General features: G+C 71.9%; 15 protein-coding genes. 1 reads left to right on the forward strand and 14 read right to left on the reverse strand.

Going from position 1 to position 15,554, the window contains the following annotated elements:
* The first annotated feature begins 285 nt into the window (after window positions 1–285).
* Complete coding sequence (locus IE124_RS23345) at window positions 286–1,107, forward strand: tyrosine-protein phosphatase (RefSeq protein ID WP_189509888.1); 822 nt, start codon at window positions 286–288, stop codon at window positions 1,105–1,107.
* A 35-nt stretch (window positions 1,108–1,142) separates the two neighbouring features.
* Here the strand turns inward: IE124_RS23345 and IE124_RS23350 are convergent, their stop codons facing one another.
* The 14 genes from IE124_RS23350 to IE124_RS23415 form a co-directional block, all read right to left on the reverse strand.
* Window positions 1,143–1,298, reverse strand: a complete 156-nt coding sequence (locus IE124_RS23350) for a DUF6126 family protein (protein WP_189509889.1) — start codon at window positions 1,296–1,298, stop codon at window positions 1,143–1,145.
* A gap of 33 nt (window positions 1,299–1,331) precedes the next feature.
* Window positions 1,332–1,961 carry a helix-turn-helix domain-containing protein gene (locus IE124_RS23355; protein ID WP_189509890.1) on the reverse strand — a complete coding sequence of 210 codons (630 nt, stop codon included), beginning with the start codon at window positions 1,959–1,961 and terminating at the stop codon, window positions 1,332–1,334.
* A 145-nt stretch (window positions 1,962–2,106) separates the two neighbouring features.
* Window positions 2,107–3,492, reverse strand: coding sequence for an aspartate aminotransferase family protein (locus IE124_RS23360; RefSeq protein ID WP_189509891.1), 1,386 nt, complete (start codon window positions 3,490–3,492; stop codon window positions 2,107–2,109).
* 10 nt (window positions 3,493–3,502) lie between these two features.
* Window positions 3,503–4,525: an adenosyl-hopene transferase HpnH gene (gene hpnH / locus IE124_RS23365; protein ID WP_189509892.1), complete on the reverse strand. Its 1,023-nt coding sequence runs from the start codon at window positions 4,523–4,525 to the stop codon at window positions 3,503–3,505.
* 7 nt (window positions 4,526–4,532) lie between these two features.
* Window positions 4,533–5,222, reverse strand: coding sequence for a phosphorylase family protein (locus IE124_RS23370; protein ID WP_189509893.1), 690 nt, complete (start codon window positions 5,220–5,222; stop codon window positions 4,533–4,535).
* The gene (shc, locus tag IE124_RS23375; RefSeq protein ID WP_189509894.1) at window positions 5,222–7,240 is read right to left on the reverse strand and encodes a squalene--hopene cyclase; all 2,019 of its coding nucleotides are present in this window, start codon (window positions 7,238–7,240) and stop codon (window positions 5,222–5,224) included. Before shc ends, IE124_RS23370 begins: the two co-directional genes overlap by 1 nt.
* A gap of 108 nt (window positions 7,241–7,348) precedes the next feature.
* Complete coding sequence (locus IE124_RS23380) at window positions 7,349–8,449, reverse strand: polyprenyl synthetase family protein (RefSeq protein WP_189509895.1); 1,101 nt, start codon at window positions 8,447–8,449, stop codon at window positions 7,349–7,351.
* Entirely contained in the window at window positions 8,446–9,846 is a 1,401-nt protein-coding gene (hpnE, locus tag IE124_RS23385) for a hydroxysqualene dehydroxylase HpnE (protein WP_189509896.1), read from the reverse strand. Before hpnE ends, IE124_RS23380 begins: the two co-directional genes overlap by 4 nt.
* A 133-nt stretch (window positions 9,847–9,979) precedes the next feature.
* On the reverse strand, window positions 9,980–10,930 hold the full coding sequence (hpnD, locus tag IE124_RS23390) for a presqualene diphosphate synthase HpnD (RefSeq protein ID WP_189509897.1): 951 nt from the start codon (window positions 10,928–10,930) through the stop codon (window positions 9,980–9,982).
* The gene (gene hpnC / locus IE124_RS23395) at window positions 10,927–11,838 is read right to left on the reverse strand and encodes a squalene synthase HpnC (protein WP_189509898.1); all 912 of its coding nucleotides are present in this window, start codon (window positions 11,836–11,838) and stop codon (window positions 10,927–10,929) included. Before hpnC ends, hpnD begins: the two co-directional genes overlap by 4 nt.
* A gap of 312 nt (window positions 11,839–12,150) precedes the next feature.
* Complete coding sequence (locus IE124_RS23400) at window positions 12,151–12,801, reverse strand: TetR/AcrR family transcriptional regulator (protein ID WP_189509899.1); 651 nt, start codon at window positions 12,799–12,801, stop codon at window positions 12,151–12,153.
* 137 nt (window positions 12,802–12,938) lie between these two features.
* Window positions 12,939–13,724: an ABC transporter ATP-binding protein gene (locus tag IE124_RS23405; RefSeq protein WP_189509900.1), complete on the reverse strand. Its 786-nt coding sequence runs from the start codon at window positions 13,722–13,724 to the stop codon at window positions 12,939–12,941.
* The gene (locus tag IE124_RS23410; protein WP_189509901.1) at window positions 13,717–14,646 is read right to left on the reverse strand and encodes an ABC transporter permease; all 930 of its coding nucleotides are present in this window, start codon (window positions 14,644–14,646) and stop codon (window positions 13,717–13,719) included. The genes IE124_RS23405 and IE124_RS23410 overlap by 8 nt, the downstream gene beginning before the upstream one ends.
* Before the next feature lie 48 nt (window positions 14,647–14,694).
* Window positions 14,695–15,540: a glycosyltransferase family 2 protein gene (locus IE124_RS23415; protein WP_189509980.1), complete on the reverse strand. Its 846-nt coding sequence runs from the start codon at window positions 15,538–15,540 to the stop codon at window positions 14,695–14,697.
* Between the last annotated feature and the right edge of the window lie 14 nt (window positions 15,541–15,554).

The raw sequence follows: 15,554 nt of genomic DNA on the forward strand, positions 1-15,554 counted from the left end.
CCGCACGGAATTCCGGTCACCCTCCGTCGATGACGGTCCCTCGATTTCCTTTTTCCGTACGGCAATTGCCCGGGGCCCTCGGCCACGATCCGTCACTTCTATGACCCTGCTCACGCACCGACCCCCATCTCGCCTGTAAACAGGGCGCGTTCGACCTAACGGTCAATTTCGGACAGATCGCCCATTACCGTCCGAGGGGGTGCGCAGACCCCGCCCCACCTGGATGATTGTCCGAGGCACCGATCTCGCATCGGGCCCCCGAACGACGACCCCCCAGGAGCATCCGTGACGCAGCAGTTGCCGCAGGTCCCGCCCACCGAAGCGAACGAACCCGAGCTGGCCGAGGTCCGCAACTTCCGGGACGTGGGCGGCCTGCCGACGACGGACGGGCGTGCCGTGCGACCCGGCCGCCTCTTCCGCAGCGGCCACCTCGCCCACGCCACCGAGACCGACGCCGCCTTCCTCGCCTCGCTGGGCCTGCACACCGTCTTCGACTTCCGCAACGAGGCCGACCGCAAGGTCGAGGGGGCGGACGTCGAGCTCCCCGGCGTACGGAACGTGAACATCCCCCTGAACGACCCGGCCGACGGCAAGGAGTTCTGGAAGCTGGTGCGCGACGGCGACATAGCGCAGCTGCGGGAGATCCTGGGCGACGGCAAGGCCGCGACCCGAATGTCCGACTCGTACCGGAAGATGGTGGTCGAGCGGACCTCGGAGCACAGCCGGATCCTGCACTCCATGGCCGAGGAGAGCGTCCCGGCACTGATGCACTGTGCGGCGGGCAAGGACCGCGCCGGCCTCTCCATCGCGATCACCCTGCTCGCCGTCGGCGTCGAGCGCGAGGCGATCGAGGCGGACTACGTGAAGTCGAACGACCCGCACCGCCGGTACAAGGTGCGCCGCAGCTCCACCGCCGCGGACGCGATGTCGCCCGAGGTGATGGAGCTGCTGAGCCCGCTCTTCGACGCGCGGGTGGAGTATCTGCGGGCCGCCCTGGAGACGATCGAGGCGACCTGGGGCTCGGTGGAGACCTACCTCGCGGAGGGGCTCAAGCTGGCCCCCGAGACCCGTGAGCGACTGCGGGAGAGCCTGCTCACCGAGGCGTGACCCGGCCGGGTCAGGGCCTCACCGGGCCCTGACCCCTACTGGTTCTGGCCGCCCAGCATGAAGAGCAGGTAGAGGAAGCCGGCGAAGAGGTGACCGGCGATCAGGTAGGCGAAGAGGCGGAGCACGAGCCCCTTGGGGAACTTGCCTTCACCGCGCTCTTCGCCGGTGACCGGTGCGGACTTGTCGGACATGTCGGCCCTTTCTTCTCGGAGGATCGCGCGGTTTCAGCGCCGGTGCGGGGTTCCGTCACCGAGGCACAGCTCGGCGACGGGACTCTGCATCAGGGTGTGCACGAAGAGCAGCTCGGCCCCGCCGGAGGTGGCGGCGCCGATGCGGTGCGGGGTCAGCGAGTCGAAGTGCGCGCTGTCCCCGGGATCGAGGACGTGGACGGCCTCGCCGAGCGCGAGCCGCACCCGCCCCTCCAGGACGTGGATCCACTCCTCGCCGGGGTGGACCCGCACGATGTCGGCCCGGGTGGCGTACGGCACGTGGACGCGCAGGCACTGCAGCGCCCGCCCGGCGCCGCCGGCCTGCCGGTAGATCCAGCCGTCGGCCTCGACCGGCTCGGAGCGGCCGGCCCGGACGACGGGGTCCCGCTCGGGCGGCGCCTCGCCGAGCAGCTCGGAGACCGTCGTACCGTAGATACGAGCGAGGCCGAGCAGCATCGGCAGTGAAGGCTGCCGGTTCCCCGTCTCCAGCCGGGAGAGGTGCGCCGGCGAGAGGCCGGCCCGCTGGGCGGCGGCCTCCAGGGTGAGCCCCCGGCGGCGGCGCAGGGCCCTCAGCTGCGGGGCGACGTCGGGCAGGACGCCGAGGGTGGCGGGGTCCGGGGAGGTTTCCCCGGGGACGTGGTCCATGCGTCCATTGCGCCAGGATCATGCCTCTGAGGCAAGTTTCTTGCCTCAGAGGCAAAGATCACCGAGGACCGATGCCGTCCCGTGGCCCGTACGGGGGACGACGACCCGCGGGCCGTACGGCGACGACGACCGTGATCCGTGCGGATCAGCGCTGTGCCACCGCCTGCTTCACCAGCGTCCTCCCGAAGTCCCACATCAGCCCGCCGCCCCCATGGGCCTCGTCCATGACCGCCGTGAAGGCGGTGACGAACCGGTCCACGTCCGCCTCGTCGATGATCAGCGGCGGGATCAGCTTGATCACCTCCAGGTGGTCCCCGGAGACCTGGGTGAGGATGTGGTGCCGCTGGAGCAGCGGCACCACGACCATCTGCGCGAAGAGTCCCTTGCGGGCCGCCTGCAGCATCGTCCAGCGGCTGCGCAGCCCCAGCGAGGACGGCCGGCCGAACTCGATCCCGATCATCAGACCGCGCCCGCGGATCTCGTGGAGGAGCTCGTAGCGGGGCACGAGCTCCTTGAGGCGGCCGGAGAGCAGGTCGCCGATCCGGCGGGCGTGGGCGACCGTGCCCTCGTCCTCCATGACCGACAGGACGGCGAGCCCGGCCGCCATGGCCTGCGCGTTCGACCCGAAGCTCGCCGAGTGGACGAGGACCCGGTCCATCGACGAGTAGACCTTCTTGAAGATCCAGTCCTTGCCGAGGGTGGCGCCGACCGGCACGTAGCCGCCGGAGAGCGCCTTGGCGACGCAGACCAGGTCGGGTTCGACCCCGGCCTCGTGCTGGTACGCGTAGAAGTCCCCGGTCCTGCCGAGGCCGGTCTGCACCTCGTCCGCGATCAGCAGCGCGCCGTGCCGGTGCAGCAGCTCCTGGGCGGCGCGCAGGAAGCCGGGCGGCGGCTCGTGGACCCCCTTGCCCTGGATCGGCTCCACGACGAAGGCGGCCACGTCGCCCCTGCGCAGCTCCCGCTCCAGGGCGTCGAGGTCTCCCAGGGCGATCGCGGTGTCCGGCAGTAGCGGGTCGAAGCCCTGCCGGAAGCCCTGCTCGCCGTTGACGGAGAGCGAGCCGGTGGTGAGCCCGTGGAAGGCGTGGGAACAGTAGAGGACCCTGGGCCGCCCGGTGGCGTACCGGGCGAACTTGAGGGCGGTCTCCACGGCCTCCGTGCCGCTGTTGCCGAAGAAGACGCGGTCGAGGTGCGGGCTGTGCGCGAGCAGCCGCTCGGCGAGCAGTCCGGGCAGGGGCTGGCAGTCGAAGCGGGTGAGGTCGGCGAGCTGGGCGTCCAGGACGTCGTGGAGGGCCTTGCGGACGACGGGGTGGTGCCGTCCGAGGCCCATCACGCCGAAGCCGGCGAGCATGTCGAGGTGGTCGACGCCGTCGGCGTCCCAGAAGTGGGCGCCCTCGGCCCGCTCGTACACCTTGTCGAAGCCGATGGTGTGGAGCATGCGCGGCAGCTGGTGGTTGAGGTACCTGGCGTGCAGCTCGTAGCGCTCGCCGCCGCGCTCGGCGAGCAGCGCCCGCAGGTCGAACTCCCCGCTCATGTCGGCCGCCTCACCGGTTGTTCCCGGAGACGGTCTCGCGGACCGCGCGCAGGGACTCCTTGAGGGAACCCATGGTGGCGAGGACGGCGGTGGGTTCGTAGCCGCAGTGCGCCATGCAGTTGGCGCAGCGCGGGTCCTTTCCGCGGCCGTACTTGTCCCAGTCGGTCTCCTCGACGAGTTCGCGGTACGTGGGGACGTATCCGTCGCTCATCAGATAGCAGGGGCGCTGCCAGCCGAAGAGCGAGTAGTTGGGAATGGCCCAGGCCGTGCAGGGGAAATCGGCCTTTCCTTCGAGGAAGTCCAGGAAGAGCGGGGAGTGGTTGAGGCGCCAGCGGCGCCGGTTTCCGCCCGCGAAGGCCTTCTTGAAGAGTTCGCGGGTCTGCTCGACGCCGAGGAAGTGCTCCTGGTCGGGGGCCTTCTCGTAGGCATAGGCGGGAGAGATCATCATTTCGTCGACCTGCAGGTCGTCGTTGAGGTAATTGAGCACCTCGATGATGGTCTGCGGGGTGTCCGTGTTGAAGAAGGTGGAATTGGTGGTGACCCGGAAGCCGCGCCGCTTGGCCTCCTTGATGGCCGCCACCGCCTCGTCGAACACACCCTCCTTGGCGACGGATTCGTCGTGCCGCTCGCGCAGGCCGTCGATGTGCACGGCGAAGGCGAAGTACGGGGAGGGTGTGAACTTCTCCAGCTTCTTGCGGAGCAGCATCGCGTTGGTGCAGAGGAAGACGTACTTCCTCCTCGCCACCAACTGGCGCACGATCTCGTGGATCTGGGGGTGCATCAGGGGTTCGCCGCCGGCGATGGACACCATGGGCGCACCGGATTCCAGGACCGCGCCGACCGCCTGCGCGACCGGCATGCGCTGCTTGAGCACACCCGCCGGGTGCTGGATCTTTCCGCAGCCCTCGCACGCGAGGTTGCAGGCGTAGAGCGGCTCCAGCTCGACGATCAGCGGGAACTTGTCCCGCTTGCGGAGCTTCTGTTCGAAGAGGTAGGTCCCGACCCTGATGGACTGACGGAGCGGCATGGCCATAACTCGTTCACCTCCTGGGGAGCAGCAAAGAACGGTGCCATTCGAAGAACGCGGGAAGGACGGCACGAAGGACACGGAAGGCTGATATTCCCCCGCGTACCGTGCCGATCCGGACCAGTTCATGTTCTGGAGCGTCCACGACCACCCGGACGGCCGCAACCGGGCGCGCGTCCGGCCCGCTCCCGAGCCGGCCGGCCTCCCGCGCGGTCAGCAGGGTCGCCGCGGACTCCATGTCGACGGCGATCGCGCCGGTGGCCCGCAGCGCGGCCCGCTCGGGACCGCGCACCACGTGGTCGGAGCCGCTCAGCGGGCCGGTGTGGACGGTCCGCCCGGGCACCGCCCTGACCAGCGCCTTCACCAGGAGCTCGGTGCCGACGCAGGGGGTCGTGCCGTCGGGGCCGCGGGTCTCCTCCGCGACGATCAGGTCCCCGGGGTGCATGCCCGGGGCGAGACCCGCGCAGAAGCCGGAGGCGATGACGGCGGCGTCCGCCCACCGCTCCTCACCGAGCACCCGGGCGACGGTCCGGCGGGCGTGGGCGGGCCCCATGCCCGTACGCACCACGGTGACCGGGCCCGGGGCGCCGCCGCGGTCCCCGCTGCGCAGGGCGAACCGCTCGATGCCGAGCGCGCAGGCGATGAGCAGCGGCGGGGCGGTGCCGGGGCGGGAGGCCGGGTCCCGACCCGGCTCGCCGCCCATCAGCGCTCCTTGCCGGGCGAGGGCTCCCCGTGCACGTAACGCCCGAGCGCCGTGAGCGGGAAGACCAGCCGGTACAGGTGGTAGTTGATGGAGAAGTCCCAGGGGAAGCCGGTCCCGGTGAAGTACGGCTCGTCCCACGTGCCGTCCTCGCGCTGCGTCTCGGCCAGCCAGGCGATGCCCCGCCGGACGGGCTCGGAGTCGCGCTCGCCGGCCGCGAGAAGGGCGATGAGCGCCCACGCGGTCTGGGAGGCTGTCGAGGCACCGCGGCCGATCCACGCCTCGTCCTCGTACGAGCGGAGGTCCTCGCCCCAGCCCCCGTCCTCGTTCTGGACGGTCCCGAGCCAGCGGACGGCCCGGCGGACCGCCGGATGGGAGACGGGCAGCCCGGCGGCGGTGAGCGCGGGGAGCACCGAACCGGTGCCGTACACGTGGTTGACGCCCCAGCGGCCGAACCAGGCGCCGTTCGGCTCCTGGTTCGCGAGCAGCCACTCGATGCCCCTGCGGGTACGGGGGTCCTGGGCCCGCCCCTCGTAGGCCAGCATCTCCACCACATGGGCGGTGACGTCGGCGGAGGGCGGGTCGACGACCTCACCGAAGTCGCAGAAGGGGAGCTTGTTGGGGAAGGGGCTGGTGTTGTCGGCGTCGAAGGCGGCCCAGGCGCCGTTGCGCGACTGCATGCCGAGGGTCCAGCGGGTGCCCCGGGCCACCGCCGCGTCCACCCGCGCCGGGTCGGGGTGCCTGACCCGGCGCAGGGCGAGGACCACCTCGGCGGTGTCGTCGATGTCGGGGTAGTTGTCGTTGTGGAACTCGAAGGCCCAGCCGCCCGGGGGCAGCCCGGGACGCCGCACCGCCCAGTCCCCGGTCCGGGTGATCTCCTCGTCGAGCATCCAGTCGACGGCCTTGACCAGGGCCGGATGGTCGGGCGGGAGCCCCCCGTCGGCGAGCGCGATGGCGGCGAGACAGGTGTCCCAGACCGGCGACTGGCAGGCCTCGATCATGCGGGTGGGAGCACCTCCCTGCCCGTCGGGCCCCGGAGGGCCGTCCTCCCGCCAGACCGCGAAGCGGTCCAGGGACTCCAGGCCCGCGCGCATGACCGGGTGGTCGAGGTCGTAGCCGAGGAGGTGGAGGGCGATGACCGAGTAGACGGCGGGGGGCTGGATGCCGCCCCAGCAGCCGTCGTTCTCCTGGCGCTCGATGATCCACCGCGCGGCCACGTTCATGGCGGTCCCGCGCAGCGCGCGCGGGGCGATCCGGTGGTAGGCGTGCAGCGCCTTGTCGAGCCGTTGGAAGATCCCGTCCCAGCCGGTGGCCGGGGCGAGCGGCCGGGGCGGGTTGGGCCGGGCCGGGTCGGTGTGCAGCTCGTCCAGCGGGAAGGGCGCGGGGCGGACCGGGCGCTTCGCGGAAACCACGGTGAGCGGCACGATCGTCTGCCGTGCCCAGCAGCCGAAGTCGTAGATGTTGAGCGGGAACCACTTCGGCAGGAAGAGCAGCTCGGGGGGCAGTTCGGGCAGGTCCTCCCAGCGCCACCAGCCGAAGAGGGCCAGCCAGATCCGGGTGAAGACCCGGGCTGCGGCGATACCGCCTCGGGCGCGCACCCATGCGGAGGCGCGGGCCATGTGCGGGGCCTCGGGCGGGTCCCCGGCGAGCCGCAGGGCGACATAGGCCTCGACGGTGGCGGAGACCTCGCCGGGTCCGCCGTAGAAGGTGGCCCAGGCCCCGTCCTCCCGCTGTTCGCGGCGGATGTGGAGCGCGGCGGCGCGGAGGGTGTCGGCGTCGAGGATGCCGAGGAACTGGCGGAGGAGGAGGTCCTCGGCGTCCATGGTGACGTTGGTCTCCAGGTCGCCCTTCCACCAGCCCTCCGGGTCCTGGCGGGCGAGCAGGTTCTCGACGGCGCGCTCCGCGGCCCGTGCGGCGGCTGCGTCGAGTCCCGACGCCGGGGCGTCGGTGTCGTGCGTGGTACTGGCCGCGGCCGCCCTGGGGCTCACGGCCCCGGCGCTTCCGTCGGTCGTCGCTGTCATGGCTTCCCCTTTGCGGCAGTCGGTTACTTCTGCTTCTACGGGTCTGCCGTCGGCCGGCGCCGGAAGGCACCGGCCGGCGACCGCGAACTCATATCAGGGCGATGGTGATCATCTCTTCCGTACGACCACGAAGTCGGCCAGCGCGGTGAGCTGTTCCCGCACGCGGGCGGGCATGTCCACCTCGTGCAGGGCCGCGATCGCGACGGCGTGCTGGCGGCGGGCCTCCTGGGAGGTCCACTCGCGTCCTCCGGCCTCCTCGATGAGGGCCGCCCGGAAGGCGAACTCCTCCTCGGAGAAGGTGTCGAAGTCGTTGGACTTGGCGTCCTCGGCGAGCAGCCGGCCGAGCTGCTCGGAGGCGGGGCCGCCCGCGGCGAGGGCCGCGACGACCGGCAGCGACTTCTTGCGCTGGCGCAGGTCGCTCCAGGTCTGCTTGCCGGTGGCCTCCGGGTCGCCCCAGATGCCGAGGAGGTCGTCGACGGCCTGGAAGGCGAGCCCCAGGTGGTAGCCGTACTCCTCCAGCTTGTCGGCGGTGCGGTCGTCGGCGCCGCCGAGGACGGCGCCGATGGAGACGGCGCAGGCGAGCAGGGCACCCGTCTTGTTGCCCTCCATCTCCAGGCACTCCTCGACGGTGACCCGCTCGCGGTGCTCGTAGGAGATGTCCTGGGCCTGGCCGTCGATGAGCTTGCGGCTGGCGGTGGTGAGCCTGCGGGTCGCGCGGCCGGCCTCGACGGTGCCGAGCTCCAGCAGGATCTCGTTGGCCAGGGCGAACAGCGCGTCGCCGACCAGGATGGCCTGGGCGGGGCCGTGCACCTTCCACACGGTGTCGCGGTGGCGGCGCTGCTCGTCGCCGTCCATCAGGTCGTCGTGGAGCAGTGAGAAGTTGTGGACGAGCTCCACGGCGACGGCGCCGGGGATGCCGACCTCGGGCGCGGCGCCCGCGGCCTCGGCCGACAGCAGGGCCAGCGCGGGGCGGACCGCCTTGCCGCCGTCGCCGTCGGCGGGGTTGCCGCCGGCGTCGATCCAGCCGAAGTGGTAGGCGGCCACGGTGTCCATGGGCGCGGCGAGGCGGTCGACGGCCGCCCGCAGTACGGGGGTGGACAGGGTCCGCCCCCGCTCCAGCAGTGCGGACACGTCCGCGGTGTCGACGGCCGGATTACCCGGCGGCACAGTCGGCACGGTCTCTCCTCTAGTTCCGGTACTCACAGTCATGCCGCCTCCTGCAGCGGATGGTCATGACGGCGGCCGAGGGTGGAGAGCGCCGCGCCCGCTGCGCTGAAGCCGCTGCGGACGGCGCCCTCCATGGTCGCGGGCCAGCCGGTGGCGGTCCAGGATCCGGCCAGGTAGAGGCCGGGAACCCGGGTGCGGGCGCCGGGGCGGAGCCGGCCGACGCCCGGGGAGGGGGCGAACGTGGCCGTCCGCTCCCTGGTGACGAAGAAGTCGCGGATCCCCGCGCCGCGGGCGGCGGGCAGCAGCCGCTCCAGCTCCGGGAGGTAGCGCTCGCGCAGGGCGGCGACGGGCTCGTCGATCTCGTCCTGGGCGGCGGACTGGGAGACGGCGAGGTACTGGCCGCCGCCCTTCAGTCCGGAGGAGTCGGTGCGGTCGAAGACCCACTGGACCGGGGAGCCGAGCGCGGTGAAGAAGGGCCGCTTCAGCACCTTGCGGTCGTAGACGACGTGGAGGTTCAGGATGGGCGCGGTGTCGATGTCGAGCAGCCGGTCGGGGTCGTCGAGGGCGCCATCGGGCAGCAGGGCGTGCGTCTCGGCCTGCGGTACGGCGAGGACGACCACGTCGGCATCGAGGGTCTCCCCCGGTACCTCGACGGTCCAACGCCCGTCATCCGTACGGGAGATCCGCTCGGCCTTGGTCCGCAGCGCGGTGCGGACGCCGAGGGCGTCGAGCTCCTTCGCGGCCCGGGTGTCGTGGAGTTCGCCGAGCGGGACGTGGGCCCAGCCGATGTCGGCGGCGCCGGGCTCGGAGAGGAGTCCGGTCTTGAAGACCATCGCGGCGAGCCCCATGGAGGCCTGCCCGGCGGGGGCGTTGAGGGTGGGGATGCCGACGAGGTCCCAGAGGGCCTCGACGGTCCGCGGGGACTGGCCGTGGCGGCCGAGCCAGGTGGCGAAGTCGATGCCGTCGAGCGCCGGGTCGGCGGGGTCGAGCTTCTTCAGGGCGAGCGCGGCGCGGCCCACGGACGCTCGCTCGGCGAGGGAGAGGTGGGGGTACGTGGCGAGGCTGCGCGCGAGGTGCAGCGGCACGGGCAGGGCGTCGCGGCGGATCCGGCCGAGCCGGGGGCCGCGGGGGTGCCCGACGTCCAGGACGGGGACGTCGAGGCGGTCCTGGAGGGGGGCGAGCCGGGCTCCGTCGACGCGGTCGAGGAACCAGCGGTAGGCGGTGCAGCAGCGGAGGTACACGTGCTGGCCGTTGTCGACGGTGAGGTCGCCACGGCGGAAGGAGAAGGCGAGGCCGCCGAGGCGGGGCCGGCCTTCGAGCAGCGTGACCCGGACGCCGGCCTCGGCGAGCTGGAGGGCCGCGGTGACGCCGGCGAGCCCACCGCCGACGACGACGGCGTGGGGCTGCCGGGAGCTGTGCTCGGTTCCGTCGGTCGTCACGCGGCCTCCGTTCGGGTCGGGTCTGTCGGCGGGAACACCCCGGCCGGGATCCCCACGGGCAGGAAGGATGCCGCAGGCAGGGACGCCGGGGCGGCGCTCCGGGTTGCCCGGCGGACGGAGGCGCGGGGGCGCATCAGGCACGCCCCCTGGCCGTACGGCGGGCGATGTGACGGGTGTCGAGCCCGGAGAGCCCTCGGACGGCGACGTACGCCTTCTCCCGGCCCGGCAGCGAGACCCGGCCGCGCAGAACGGCCCCCGGGTCGCGCTCGATGCGGTCGAGGAGCCGCCGGTAGATGCCCGCCATGGCCGCGACGCACGCCCCGCTGCGCCGGTCGAGCATCGGCAGCAGCCGGTAGCCCTCGGCGAACAGGGCGCGGGCGCGCCGGACTTCGAAGTGGACGAGCCCGGCGAAGTCGGCGCCGGCCGGCGGGGTCGCGCTCCCGAAGCCTTCCCCGCAGCCGAACTTGGCGAGGTCGTCGGACGGCAGGTAGGTGCGGCCGTTCCCGGCGTCCTCGCGGACGTCCCTGAGGATGTTGGTGAGTTGGAGCGCGAGGCCGAGGGTGTCGGCGTACTCGGGGGCGCGGTCGGCACCCTGGGCACCGGGCTGGGTGCCGAAGACGCCGAGCGAGATCCTTCCGATGGCGCCGGCGACGCAGCGGCAGTAGACCTTGAGGTCGTCCCAGCTCTCGTAGGTCGCGCCGCGCACGTCCATGAGGACGCCGTCGATGAGTTCGTCGAGACCGCCGAGCGGGATCGGGAAGCGTCGCGCCGCGTCGGCGAGCGCGACGGCGACGGGGTCGGTGTCGTCGTCCTCGACCTCGCCCGCGCGGACGCGGTCGAGCAGCACGCGGGTGCCTTCGAGCCGCTCCCGCTTGGCCTCGACGGGGAGCGTGCCGTCGCCGATGTCGTCGACGCGCCGCGAGAAGGCGTACAGCGCGGACATCGCCTGGCGCTTGTCGGTCGGCAGCAGCCGGATCCCGTACGCGAAGTTACGGGCCTGCTGCCCGGTGACCGCCTCGCAGTAGCTGTAGGCGGCCAGTACCGGTGCGGACGGCTGGGGCTGTCCCTCCACGGTCGCGTTCACCCCTCTCTCCGCGCCCGGAGCAGGACCGCTCCCACCTGGCGCATCAGGCTCGGCTTGGTGGCCTTCGGTGGGCCGGTCAGCACGTCGTATCCGGCGTCGGTGATGGCGTCGAGCGCCGAGAGACCTCCGCCGGCGAAGCCCGCGAGGAGCAGGCGGAGCCGGCCGTGGACGCTGCCGACGAGCGGGGCGCCCGCGTCCAGCAGCTCGCGAGCCCGCCCGGCCTCGAAGGCGATCAGGGCGCGCACGGAGGCGCCGGCGGTGGGCCTGGCGAGGTCGTCCTCGGTGACGTGGAAGCGCTTGAGGTCCTCGGCCGGCAGATAGACGCGGTCGTTGCCGAGGTCCTCTGCGACGTCCTGGAGGTGCTCGACGATCTGCAGGGCGGTGCAGATCTCGTCGGAGCGCCGGATCCGCTCGGGGGTGTCGGTGCCGGTGATGGCGAGGACGAGGCGGCCGACGGGGTTGGCGGAGAGCTCGCAGTACGCGAGGAGGTCGTCGTAGGTCTCGTACCGGCTGACCAGCTGGTCCTGGCGGTTGGCGGCGATCAGCCCGAGGAAGGGTTCGGGGGTGAGGCCGCGGCGCCGGACGGTCGGCTGGAGGCCCTGGAGGAGGGGGTGGCGGGGGCTGCCGTCGAAGACGCGGCGGAGGTCGGCCTCGAAGGCGTCGAGGAGGGCGAGCCGGTCCTCCGCCTCCTCGGGGGTGAGGCCGAGGTGCCGGGCGTCGGCGCCGCCGGGGGCGAGGTCGCCGTCGCCGATGTCGTCGACGAGCCGGGCGAAGCCGTAGGCCGCCATCAGGTCGTCACGCCAGGCCCGGGGCAGGAAGAAGGGGGCCACGGGGAAGTTCTCCTCCGCGGCCTTGCCGAGGGTGGCGCGCGAGGAGGCGTCGGGGCGCGCCTGCCGGGTGTCCGTCACAGGTCGCTGCCCGCCGGAGGGACGGCGAGACCCTGGTGGAGCTGGAGATGCTGCGTCATGGCCGTCACGACTCCCGTTCTACACTGCCGATCCAATCCATCCTATTTCGGACACGCCGCCGACTCCTGCCCGCCGGGCCGTCTCCCGACGACCCGATGGCCGCGGGGTATCGCCCTACTTGCCTCGAAACAGACCGGTCCAGCTTACGTTGTACGACGGCAGTCGTCGTTCCGGGGTGGCGGGGAGCCGGGACTTCGTCCGGACATGCCGCCAACACCCCTGCGGGAAAAGGGAGTTGAACTCCGATCCAGGTCAGAGCCCGCGCGTGCCGGAGACGACCATGGCGAGGGTGGATTCGACGACGTCGTCCCTGCGCTGCGCGGGCAGCCGTCGCAGGGGGCCGTCGAGGAGCAGGAGTGACAGTCCGTGCACGGCCGACCACGCGGCGGCTCCGGCCGCGGTCCGGCCCTCGGGCCGGGGGACGCCGACCTTGGCGAGACCCTCCAGGGCCTCCCTGAGCAGGGTGAACGCGCGGATCTCGGGCTCGGTCGCAGCCGCTCGGCCGACGACGGACTCCTCGGCCTCGGCAGGGCGGGGGACGCAGAACGCTGCCCGGTAGAGGCCGGGCTCGTCCACGGCGAAGCCGACGTAACCCCGGCAGAGGGCGACGAGCCGGCGCTCGGCGGCCAGCGCGGGATCGTCGGCGCCGGGCTCGCCGGCGGCGGCGCGCTCCATGGAGTCGGCGAGCCGGCACTGCGCGTGGAGCTTGACCGTACGGAGCAGCTCGCCCCGCCCGTCGAAGTGCCGGTAGGCGGCGGTGGGCGAGACGCCGACCCTGCGGGCGGCCTCGCGCAGGACGACCCGCTCGGGTCCCCCGTCGGTGGCCAGGTCGACGGCGGCGCAGATCAGCGCATTGCGCAGGTCGCCGTGGTGATAGGTCTTTCCCCCCGAGATCGCTGCCATGGACTCATCCTGCCCGATGTTGACCACATGAACATTCCAGGCGGACACGCGACGCGCGAGAAACGGACACACGGCGCGCGAAAAACGGAACCGCCCCCACCGGAGGGTGGGGGCGGCACACGCGATGCGGGGCGCTGTCAGCGGGCGGTCTCCCGCTCGTACGCCTTGAGGACCTCGTCCGTGGGGCCGTCCATCAGGAGCTGCCCCTTCTCCAGCCAGAGCACCCGGTCGCAGGTGTCCCGGATGGACTTGTTGCTGTGGCTGACGAGGAAGACCGTGCCGGCCTCCTTGCGCAGCTCGCGGATGCGCTCCTCGGAGCGGATCTGGAACTTGCGGTCACCGGTCGCGAGGGCCTCGTCGATGAGGAGGACGTCGTGGTTCTTGGCCGCCGCGATGGCGAACCGGAGCCGGGCGCCCATACCGGAGGAGTACGTGCGCATCGGCAGGCTGATGAAGTCACCCTTCTCGTTGATCCCGGAGAAGTCGACGATGCCCTCGTACCGCTCGCGCACCTCCTCTCGGCTCATGCCCATGGCGAGGCCGCCGAGGATGACGTTGCGCTCGCCCGTCAGGTCGTTCATGAGGGCCGCGTTGACGCCCAGGAGCGAGGGCTGACCGTCGGTGAAGACCTTGCCGCTCTCGGTGGGGAGCAGTCCGGCGACGGCGCGCAGCAGGGTGGACTTGCCGGAGCCGTTGGAGCCGATGAGGCCGATGGCCTCGCCCCGGTAGGCGGTGAAGGTGACGCCGCGGACGGCGTGGACCTTGCGGACGCCACGGCTGACCTCGGCCTTGCCGCGGCCGACGATCCGGCTGAGCGCCGCGGTGGCGCTGCCCTTTCCTCCGCCGCCCGTGTTGACCCGGTAGACGATGTGGACGTCGTCGCAGATGACGGTGGGGACGTTGCTCGGGTTCGGGTCAGCCACGGCCGTACCTCTCCTCGGCCTTCCAGAAGTAGACGAAACCGCCGGCACCGACGACCACGGCCCAGGCGAGGGCGGTCATCCAGACGTGGTCCGGAAGGTTCTGCGCGCCGTAGCCGTCGATGAGGGCGAAGCGGATCAGGTCCATGTAGACCGCCGCCGGGTTGTACATGAGGACGTCGGCGATCCAGGCCGGCTTGTCGGCGAGCATCACCGGGATCGAGAACATGACGCCGGACGCGTACATCCAGGTCCGCATGATGAACGGCATCAGCTGGGCGAGGTCGGGCGTCTTGGAGCCCATCCGCGCCACGATCATGGCGAGTCCCACGTTGAACACGAAGTGCAGGAAGAGCGCCGGGATCACCAGCAGCCACCGGAGCGTGGGGAAGCTGCCGAAGGAGAGCACGATCGCCACGAGGACGATCATCGAGAACAGCAGCTGCTGGAGCTGCTGGAGCGAGAAGGAGATCGGGAGGCTGGCCCGCGGGAAGTGCAGGGCCCGGACCAGTCCGAGGTTGCCCGAGATCGCCCGCACGCCGGCCATGACCGAGCTCTGGGTGAAGGTGAACACGAAGATGCCGGTGACCAGGAAGGGGATGTAGACCTCCTTGGTCATCCCCTGCCCTGCGCCCAGGATCAGCCCGAAGATCAGGTAGTAGACCAGGGCGTTGAGCAGCGGGGTCGCCACCTGCCACACCTGGCCCAGCTTGGCCTGGCTGTACTGGGCGGTCAGCTTGGCCGAGGAGAAGGCCAGGATGAAGTGGCGGCGGCTCCACAGCTCGCGTACGTACTCGAACAGCCCGGGCCGGGCGCCGCTGACCGAGAGACCGTACTTCGCGGCCAGCTCGGCCGGGGCCAGGCCCTCGTCGACGGACGGGGGCGCGCTCGTCGCGACCGCCCCGCCCTGGTGTGTGTCACTCACAGTCGAAACTTTCGTGTTCAAGATGCGCGGCACGTCGGTACCACGATGTCAGACGACCGGGGGGCGACCCAGCCGGGTCAGGCGCCACACCGTACGCCACCTCATCGGGCGGCGCGGCCCGCAGGGAGTCGTCCACCCCTCGCGGAAACCGCCGAACCACGCCTTGAGCGCGGAGAGCGAGGGCCGACGTGCCAGGGTGAGCAGCAGCCAGACGCCGAGATAGACCGGCACCAGGGGCGCGGGCAGATTGCGACGTGCCAGCCACACTCGGTTACGGGCCACGTTGAAGTGGTACGAGGCGTGGCGGGAAGGTGCCGTAGTGGGGTGCAACAGCACCATGTCGGAACGGTAGTCGATCATCCAGTCGGCGTCGAGCGCGCGCCAGGCGAGATCGGTCTCCTCGTGCGCGTAGAAGAACTCCCCCGGGAGACCGCCCACTTCGGCGAAGACCTTGGTGCGGACGGCGTTGGCGCCGCCGAGGAAGGTCGTCACCCGCGAGGAGCGCATCGGGTCGGAGGCGCGCAGCCGCGGCACGTGCCGGCGCTGGGTGGCCCCGGTCTCCGGATCGGCGATGCGGAAGCTGATGATGCCGAGGCGCGGGTCCGCCGTGAAGGCCTGGCGGACCAACTCGGCGGTGTCCGTGTGGGCGAGCAGTCCGTCGTCGTCGAGGAAGAGCAGGACGTCGACGTCGGTGCCGCCGGGGCCGAAGGCCTCGATGCCGACGTTGCGGCCGGCGGGGATGCCGACGTTCTCCGGCAGGTCGACGGTGCGGACCCCGTCGGGCACCCCGGTGACCGGGGTGCCCTGCCCGACGACGACGACCTCGACGGGGTCGCCCTCCTGCTTGGCGACCGAGTCGATCAGCGCGCGCAGGTCGTCGGGGCGGTTGCCCATCGTGATGACGACGG

Origin of the sequence: Streptomyces narbonensis, assembly GCF_014649015.1 — a bacterium.
Lineage (GTDB): Bacteria > Actinomycetota > Actinomycetes > Streptomycetales > Streptomycetaceae > Streptomyces > Streptomyces narbonensis.